The following is an 8124-nucleotide window of genomic DNA, read 5'->3' as shown; positions in this document are numbered from 1 at the left end:
TTCTATTTTTTTAGGGGCACAAGAATTATCTTCAGGAGTTTCAGCTTTACGCCATTTAAATATGGTTTGACGAGAAACACCATAACGTAAGGCTAATTGCTCAATACTTAAGTTCAGATTATTTTTAATTTCTTGACGAATATGTATATTTGTCTTGGCATTGGAATGATAGATTTGTTGCATAATTATTTTTATTTGTCGTAAAACAAAAATAATCAACTATTTTATTTCCAGCCCTTTCAGCTTCGTTTCGGCTACGCCTTCACTTCGCTGAAAGGGCTTTATTGCTATCAACAATGTTGTGAAACTTTACAGTTAGTTAATAGTAATTAGTTCAATTGATGGCTATAAATCAAATTACTGTTTCTAAATAATCTATTTGGAATCGCTTATAAATTGCCTTAATCTTCTTCAATTACACGCATTTATCTACCGCACTCCTTCACTCTAGCTATGGAACAAACGTAAGTTTCAACTTCCATCTTGTGTCTTTTCTCTTTCTACTGCGTCCACCGAAGTTTCAACGCAGGTGGATCATGTGTCTTGTATCTTTTCTCTTTTAACCACAGAGATCACAAAGGTTTACACAAAGGTCACAAAGGCTTCAAGCCATAAAGCTGCACTTTCGTCTATATCCTATCTTTTGTCTTTACATCTTTCAATCTTTTGTCTTACAACCTTATGTCTTATTTCAAATTACTGACAAATATCATGTTTTGAATTGCGGCACGTCAGCAAGTGAAGAACGCTCAACAGATAGATTTGTACTGTAAAAGATTAACACCATTATTATGCAAATCATCTTCGTACTTATTATTGTTAGTATCGGCATTGCGACCATATTTTTATTGTCTTTTTTATGGGCAACTAAATCTGGGCAGTATGACGATACTTACGGTCCTGCGGTACGCATGTTATTTGATGATGAAGTTGAACAAGTTGAATCGAAACAAACAAAAGTATGCAAATAGAAAAATTCAGTTACGACAATAAAATTGTCAAACTATTTTTAATTGCCACAGTTACCTGGGGCGTTATTGGTATGTTGGTAGGCTTATTCGCCTCCCTTCAGTTGGTATGGCCCAACTTAAACTTTACTGCGTGGTTAACATTTGGTAGAATTAGACCATTGCACACCAATGCAGTGATTTTTGCCTTTGTAGGTAACGGTATTTTTGCCGGCGTTTATTATTCCTTACAGCGATTGCTAAAGGCGCGAATGTGGTCAGACAAATTGAGTTATATCAATTTCTGGGGATGGCAATTAATCATTCTAGCTGCGGTTATTACTTTACCTATGGGGTATACCTCAAGTAAAGAGTATGCCGAACTGGAATGGCCGATCGATATCGCTATTACCTTATTATGGGTAATTTTTGGTGTTAACATGTTCGGAACAATCATCAAACGTCGTGTTAAACACATGTATGTTGCCATTTGGTTCTATATCGCAACGTTTGTAACTGTTGCGGTTTTACATATTGTGAACTCTGTCGAATTGCCGGTCTCTTTTATGAAGAGTTATAGTTGGTATTCTGGTGTGCAAGATGCATTGGTTCAATGGTGGTACGGTCACAATGCCGTTGCATTCTTTTTAACAACTCCTTACTTAGGTTTAATGTATTATTTTGTTCCTAAAGTAGCTCAAAGACCAGTATATTCTTACCGTCTATCAATTATTCACTTTTGGTCTTTGATCTTTATCTATATCTGGGCTGGACCGCATCACTTATTATATTCTTCTTTGCCTGATTGGGCACAATCTTTAGGTGTAGTATTCTCTATTATGCTACTTTTCCCTTCTTGGGGAGGTATGTTAAACGGTCTTTTAACCTTAAGAGGTGTTTGGGATAAAGTACGTGATGATGCTATTTTAAAATTCTTTGTAGTGGCTTTAACTTGTTATGGTATGGCGACTTTCGAAGGGCCGATGTTATCGCTTAAAAATGTAAACTGGATTACACACTTTACAGATTGGACTATTGCCCACGTTCACGTTGGTGGATTAGGCTGGAACGGGATGTTGACTTTCGGTATGGCTTATTACTTAGTTCCTAAAATGTGGAGAACGAAACTTTACTCTAAAACTTTGGCGAATGCGCATTTTTGGATTGCTACTTTAGGTATCATTCTATGGGTAATTCCAATGTACTGGGCTGGATTCATGCAAGGGTTAATGTGGAAACAATTTACACCTGATGGAAGTTTAGCAAATCCTAACTTCTTAGAGATTGTTACACAAATGAAACCTTATTTCATGATGAGATCTTTAGGTGGATTGCTATTCATTATCGGGGTATTGATAATGGTGTACAACTTAATTAAAACTGCGAAACAAGGCGACTTCTTAGCAAATGAAGCTGCTGAAGCACCTGCTTTAGTGAATCCTAAAAAAGGAACGAAAGGCGAGCACTGGCATAGCTGGATTGAACGTCGTCCAATTCGTTTCTTAATCTTCTCTTTGGTGGCTATTTTAATTGGTGGACTGGTAGAATTGGTTCCAACGTTTATGGTCAGTTCTAATGTTCCTAAAATTAGTACGGTGACACCTTATACACCACTCGAATTGGAAGGTAGAGATATCTATGTGAGAGAAGGTTGTTATAACTGTCACTCTCAATGGGTACGACCTTTTAGAGATGAAGTAAAACGATACGGTGAGTATTCTAAAGCTGGTGAGTTCATCTATGATCACCCATTCCAATGGGGATCTAAACGAACTGGTCCTGATTTGCACCGTTCTGGTAAAGGAAATGCAATGAATAAACCAGAATCGTGGCACTATAAACACATGATTGATCCGCGTGTTTACGATTTAGAATCTATCATGCCTGCTTATACTTGGTTGACTGATCCTTTGGATACAAGTCATACAAGAAATAAAATACTTGCCATGAAAACGCTAGGTGTTCCTTATCCTGAAGGATTCGAAGATGAAGCAGTTGCACATTTAGTTGCACAGGCACAAGAAGTGTACGATGCAATTGTGGAACAAGATCCGGAGATTAAACATGCAAGACCTGATATGGAATTGATGGCATTGATCGCTTACTTAGAAAGATTAGGTTCTGACATTCATAAAGAGCCTAAACAAGACACAACGGATGTTGAAGTAATTGAAGAAGCGCCAGTTGTTAGTGCAGATACGATCCTTGCAATTGACACTACTGCAATAGAAATTAATGCTAACCTAAAATAATATAAGATGTTAAGTTATATCAAAGGTCACCTTACAAGTATTGACGGAATTGAAATATTCCCGCTTATATCTCTGGTTATATTTTTCACCTTTTTTGTTGGACTAACGATTCACGTCATTCGATCTGATAAAAAAACAAGAGACGACATCAAACAATATCCATTAGAAGATTAACAGAAAAACCTATTCTATGAATTTATTATTTTCATCAATAAAAAAAGGCTTTGCGACACTGTGTATGTTGCCAGCTTTTCAAATATTCAGTCAGACTGAGGCAGTGTCAGTGGCAGCGCCAACCAGAAAGATATATGATATGCTGGGTATGAGTTCAACTAGTTTGTTTACTGTGATGACGCTCTTTACTGTATTATTAGTCTTCATAATGGTAGCGATGGCTGGTGTTGCGAAAACTATGCTCTGGCATAAGTATGATAAAAAGGAAAAAAAGTCGATTGATATTAATGCTAAGACGATCCTCGTAATTGGTTTATTATTCTCTGGTTCGGCGATGGCAGCAGGAAATACTGCTCCAGCTGAAAGCTTAATTCCCTTTTCGAATAGTGTATTTTGGGCTTATGTTATCATCGATATTGTATTGCTTGGCTTCATCTACTATTTTGCAAAAATTATTAGAAGTACAATCGCTGAAGATTTACCGGAAAGAAAACCATTGATTCAATGGAAAAAAATTACGAAGAACTTAACCAATGCGGTTGAAATTGAAGACGAAGGTAGTATCTTAATTGATCACGATTATGACGGTATTACAGAGTTGGATAACGATTTGCCGCCATGGTGGAAATACGGTTTCTATATCACTATCGTATGGGCTGTTGTTTATTTCTTCTATTACCAAGTATTTGAAATTGGAAATCTACAAGAGGCTGAATATTTAGCTGAAATGGCTGAAGGCGAAAGAGAAGTAGCAGAATATAAAGCTGCTCACCCTAACTTAATTACCGCGGCTAATGTGACATTATTGGAAGATGCATCAGCTATCGCTAAAGGTAAAGGTGTTTATGATACCTACTGTATGTCTTGTCACATGGATAGCGGTCGCGGTGGAATTGGACCGAACTTAACGGATGCTTATTGGTTATACGGTAACGATATTTCAACTGTCTTTAAAACGATATCTGAAGGTGCTGCGAACGGAATGCCGGCTTGGAAAGAACTCATGCCTGCCAACGATATTCAAGCAGTAGCATCATATGTATTACATCTGGAAGAAATTCCAGCCCCTGACGGTAAAGAGCCACAGGGAGAATTAAAAGAATAAAAAAATGGGAGCATCAAATCAATCGGAAAGCTTTAGAGACAAGATCTCAACTGTCGGTACCGATGGAAAACGTGTATGGGTATACCCTAAAAAACAATTGGGAAAATACTTTAATAAACGTGCTTTGGTTTCGTACGTGTTATTACTGCTCCTTTTTTCTGGTCCATTTATTAAAATTAATGGCGAACCGCTTTTATTGATGAATATCTTGGAAAGAAAGTTTGTCATTTTTGGACAAATATTCTGGCCACAAGATATCTTCATTTTCGCAATAGGTATGATTGCCTTTGTGATTCTGGTCATCGTTTTTACTGTTGTTTTTGGTCGACTCTTCTGTGGATGGGTCTGTCCACAAACCATCTTCATGGAAATGGTTTTCCGTCGAATTGAATATTGGATTGATGGAGATTGGAAACAACAAAAAAAGCTGGACAATATGCCTTGGAATGGCCATAAAATCTTTAAAAGGGTTTTAAAATGGTCTGTTTTCTGGGCCATCTCATTCTTAATTGCCAATACTTTACTCGCTTATTTAATTGGAATTGAAGAATTGCAGGATATCGTTTTCGGAAGACCAAGCGAACATATTAGCGGTTTAATTGCGATCGTACTTTTTACCTCTGTGTTTTTTGCCGTGTTTACATGGTTCAGAGAGCAGGTTTGTACAACAGTTTGTCCTTATGGTAGATTGCAAGGTGTACTCTTAGATAAGAACTCAATTGTTGTTGCCTACGATTATGTCCGTGGTGAAATTCGCGCAAAATTCAGAAAAAATGAAGACCGTGTAAAAGAAGAAAAAGGAGATTGTATTGACTGTAATCAATGTGTGAATGTTTGTCCTACTGGAATTGACATCAGAAATGGTACGCAATTAGAATGTGTTAGCTGTACTTTATGTATGGATGCCTGTGATCACATGATGGATGCTGTTGGTTTAGAAAAAGGACTGATTCGTTACGATTCTGAAGAAGGAATTAAAACGGGTAAACCTTGGAAACTGACAACTCGAACTAAGGCTTATATCGTATTGATGTTTGCAATTGTTGGTCTTTTGGCGACATTGATTCTTACGCGATCTGAAATTGATATGAATATTCTACGGGTACGTGGAACAACGTATCAGAAATTGACGGACAGTACTTATGTGAATATTTTTGAAACGACGATTCTAAACAAAACGAATCAAGACCATAATATCACTTTAAAAATATTAAGTGAGAATGCCTCCGTTGAGTCTATTGGTGGAGATTTGGTTTTGAAGAAAGGCGAAGTATTACAAAGAGAATTAATTGTAACCATGGACGAAAAAGCGGTACTAGGACCTAGTACACCAGTGATAATAGGTCTTTACGAAGATGGTGTGCTAATGGTTGAGCAAAAAATAAATTTTAACGGACCAGGATTTTAAAAAAACAAAATTATGAATTGGGGAAAAAGTATAGCGGTAGTGATGGTTTGTTTTATGATCTTTATTCTAAGTTTCGTATACACAGCCTTCAGTAAAAACGCAGATTTAGTGCGCGAAGATTATTACGAAAACGAATTGGCTTTTGATGATATCAAACAAGCGAAATACAATTATAATCACCAGGATTTAAAGATTAATTTCCAAAAAACGGAAGCTGGAATTGTTTTCATATTTCCTAAAACAGCTTCGGCTTATAAGGAAGGGAAGATTATTTTTTACCGTCCAGATCAAAAGATCTACGACCGTGAATTCGATTTAAAACCGGACGAAACCAATCAACAAGTTTTGGCTTTTGAGAATTTTAAAGAAGGTTATTACGATGTGCGTGTAGAATGGACCGAAGGTGAAAAAGAATACCGATACGAATCGAATATTCAGTTTTAAATGTTAATCTCCGCCTTTTTAATCGGACTATTGGGGAGTTGGCACTGCATAGGAATGTGTGGACCAATTGCTTTAATGATTCCGAATGCGAAAGGTAAAAGCCGTTTATGGTCGATACTTTTATACCATGGCGGCAAGATTATGGCTTATGTGATCATTGGATTGCTAATGGGCATTTTAACTGTTGCAATAACGTCGTTTAAGGTACAAGCAATTATTACCATAGCAGTTGGTGTATTCATGGCGATTTTGGCCCTTACCCCTCTTCTATTGCGCAAACTTGAAGAACGAGGACTGCATCTTTACAACCCCATCCGAAAAATTAAACAAAACATTGCCCAATCTAGCGCGAAGCAGAAACTAGAATACAGTTTATATATTGGTTTTTTTAATGGATTTATTCCTTGCGGCATGGTGTACATGGCAGCATTAGGAGCTTTGGTGCAAGAGAGTATGCTAGACACCATTTTATTTATGGTCTTTTTTGGTATTGGAACGATGCCAATAATGAGCGCTATTATTTTCTCCTCTAATCTTTTAAAGAGCAAGTTCCAACGACATGCCAATGTTTTTAGAACAGCAGCATTTATGTTCTTGGCTTTGTTTATGATTTACCGAGGTGGTACTAATTTGCACAAAGAAATCACACAGCCTAAGGTTGGTGAAGATTTTATGATTTGTCATTGATTTTGGTTGAACATCCTCCCCGAAAGAGGTTACTTTGAAAGGGTTAACCTGGTTTTGGTTTAATGTTATTTTGGGGAGGGTGTTTTTTGTTGTTAATTAGTGATAAACCAAAGTATCAATCCTCCTACGATTGTAACAAATAAGCCTATGATTATAGTTTTTAAATTAGAATTAGGCGAAGGAAAATTATATCTATTACCTGTGTTAGCCGTTTGATTATATGTTCCTGAATTATTACCAACGTGAGTATTTTCTGAATAAATAACAAGAGGCTCTTTTTCTACTATTTCTAAATATTTCTCAAATCCGCCGGATTCCAGAAATCTCTCTATCTCTAACTCGTGAAGATCTACAATAAAATATTTTCCAGAATCAACTTTTTCAGAAGTTATCAAGTTTAACCCAGTGTTTGAAATTTCACAAACTTTATTGAAAATATAGCGAGCCGTCTTGATATCTATAGACAATTCTTTTGCTAACTCAGAGTCATCTAATGCATAATGCTTATTTTCAACTAGAAAAACAAGTGTTTTATTCATCAATATTTTATCCGTGTTTTTCATTTTGATTAAAAAAATAAATAATATGTGATTAAATAATCTTTTTTGAATTTCTCAAATATAGTCTTCCCAATTTAATTTAGCTAATTCACTGATCATTAACAGGAAAAAACCCTGAAAGCAGTTAGGAAAAACCTTTACTACAAACAGGGAAAAGCCTGTTTTTGGCAAGATTTGGCTTTAATTATAAACTTAACAATACCACATGATGCTCCCGATAGGGATCCCTTAGGTTTGTTTCTTATAATATAGATATTATCTTGATGTTTATAATTAGAGTTACAACTAGTAAAGGCGAATAAACGATAGCTAAAGGTGTAAGAGACCTATGTCCCGATTTTATCCTTTACTAGTTCTTTAAGCAAGCATCAAATAGAAATTAAGGTATTAGACCTATTATCAGGGAATTAATTGTGCTTAAAGGCGTAACTCCAAAAAATAAAAGTTATGGATAAAATTAATGATTTTGTATATTTTATTGGTGTAGATATTTCAAAAAATGTTCTTGACATTACTGTTTTAAACGGTTCTAAGCAAATATTTTATG

9 protein-coding genes are annotated in these 8124 nt (G+C 36.0%); 7 read left to right on the top strand and 2 right to left on the bottom strand.

Annotated elements, in window-relative coordinates:
- On the bottom strand, nucleotides 1-183 hold a 183-nt coding region (locus T367_RS0118030; protein WP_027421100.1), incomplete at its 3' end, for a helix-turn-helix domain-containing protein.
- Nucleotides 184-791: 608 nt separating this feature from the next.
- On the opposite strand from T367_RS0118030, the gene ccoS reads away from it, so the two are divergent.
- The 7 genes from ccoS to T367_RS23005 are packed head-to-tail and all read left to right on the top strand — an operon-like array spanning nucleotide 792 to nucleotide 7017.
- Nucleotides 792-971: a cbb3-type cytochrome oxidase assembly protein CcoS gene (ccoS, locus tag T367_RS0118025; protein ID WP_027421099.1), complete on the top strand. Its 180-nt coding sequence runs from the start codon at nucleotides 792-794 to the stop codon at nucleotides 969-971.
- Nucleotides 962-3199, top strand: a complete 2238-nt coding sequence (gene ccoN, locus T367_RS23015; protein ID WP_084274488.1) for a cytochrome-c oxidase, cbb3-type subunit I — start codon at nucleotides 962-964, stop codon at nucleotides 3197-3199. Before ccoS ends, ccoN begins: the two co-directional genes overlap by 10 nt.
- A gap of 6 nt (nucleotides 3200-3205) precedes the next feature.
- Nucleotides 3206-3373 carry a cytochrome C oxidase subunit IV gene (locus tag T367_RS24575; protein ID WP_072032226.1) on the top strand — a complete coding sequence of 56 codons (168 nt, stop codon included), beginning with the start codon at nucleotides 3206-3208 and terminating at the stop codon, nucleotides 3371-3373.
- Nucleotides 3374-3389: 16 nt separating this feature from the next.
- Nucleotides 3390-4478 (top strand): cbb3-type cytochrome c oxidase N-terminal domain-containing protein, encoded by a 1089-nt coding sequence (locus T367_RS23010; RefSeq protein ID WP_084274487.1) that lies wholly within the window; start codon nucleotides 3390-3392, stop codon nucleotides 4476-4478.
- A gap of 4 nt (nucleotides 4479-4482) precedes the next feature.
- Nucleotides 4483-5886 carry a cytochrome c oxidase accessory protein CcoG gene (gene ccoG, locus T367_RS0118010; RefSeq protein WP_027421098.1) on the top strand — a complete coding sequence of 468 codons (1404 nt, stop codon included), beginning with the start codon at nucleotides 4483-4485 and terminating at the stop codon, nucleotides 5884-5886.
- Nucleotides 5887-5898: 12 nt separating this feature from the next.
- Entirely contained in the window at nucleotides 5899-6330 is a 432-nt protein-coding gene (locus tag T367_RS0118005; RefSeq protein ID WP_027421097.1) for a FixH family protein, read from the top strand.
- Nucleotides 6331-7017, top strand: a complete 687-nt coding sequence (locus T367_RS23005; protein WP_072032225.1) for a sulfite exporter TauE/SafE family protein — start codon at nucleotides 6331-6333, stop codon at nucleotides 7015-7017.
- 92 nt (nucleotides 7018-7109) lie between these two features.
- Here the strand turns inward: T367_RS23005 and T367_RS0117995 are convergent, their stop codons facing one another.
- Nucleotides 7110-7580 (bottom strand): hypothetical protein, encoded by a 471-nt coding sequence (locus tag T367_RS0117995; RefSeq protein WP_027421096.1) that lies wholly within the window; start codon nucleotides 7578-7580, stop codon nucleotides 7110-7112.
- Between the last annotated feature and the right edge of the window lie 544 nt (nucleotides 7581-8124).

The sequence above is a fragment of the Crocinitomix catalasitica ATCC 23190 genome (genome assembly GCF_000621625.1).
In the GTDB taxonomy this organism is placed as follows: Bacteria; Bacteroidota; Bacteroidia; order Flavobacteriales_D; family Crocinitomicaceae; genus Crocinitomix; species Crocinitomix catalasitica.
This window is presented reverse-complemented; position numbering and strand designations above follow the sequence as displayed.

Bases quoted from the DNA above. Each gene is read 5' to 3' on its own strand.
- T367_RS23005 (WP_072032225.1), top strand. From the start codon at position 6,331: ATGTTAATCTCCGCCTTTTTAATCGGACTATTGGGGAGTTGGCACTGC.
- ccoS (WP_027421099.1), top strand. From the start codon at position 792: ATGCAAATCATCTTCGTACTTATTATTGTTAGTATCGGCATTGCGACC.
- T367_RS23010 (WP_084274487.1), top strand. From the start codon at position 3,390: ATGAATTTATTATTTTCATCAATAAAAAAAGGCTTTGCGACACTGTGT.
- ccoN (WP_084274488.1), top strand. From the start codon at position 962: ATGCAAATAGAAAAATTCAGTTACGACAATAAAATTGTCAAACTATTT.
- T367_RS24575 (WP_072032226.1), top strand. From the start codon at position 3,206: ATGTTAAGTTATATCAAAGGTCACCTTACAAGTATTGACGGAATTGAA.
- T367_RS0118005 (WP_027421097.1), top strand. From the start codon at position 5,899: ATGAATTGGGGAAAAAGTATAGCGGTAGTGATGGTTTGTTTTATGATC.
- ccoG (WP_027421098.1), top strand. From the start codon at position 4,483: ATGGGAGCATCAAATCAATCGGAAAGCTTTAGAGACAAGATCTCAACT.
- T367_RS0117995 (WP_027421096.1), bottom strand. From the start codon at position 7,580: ATGAAAAACACGGATAAAATATTGATGAATAAAACACTTGTTTTTCTA.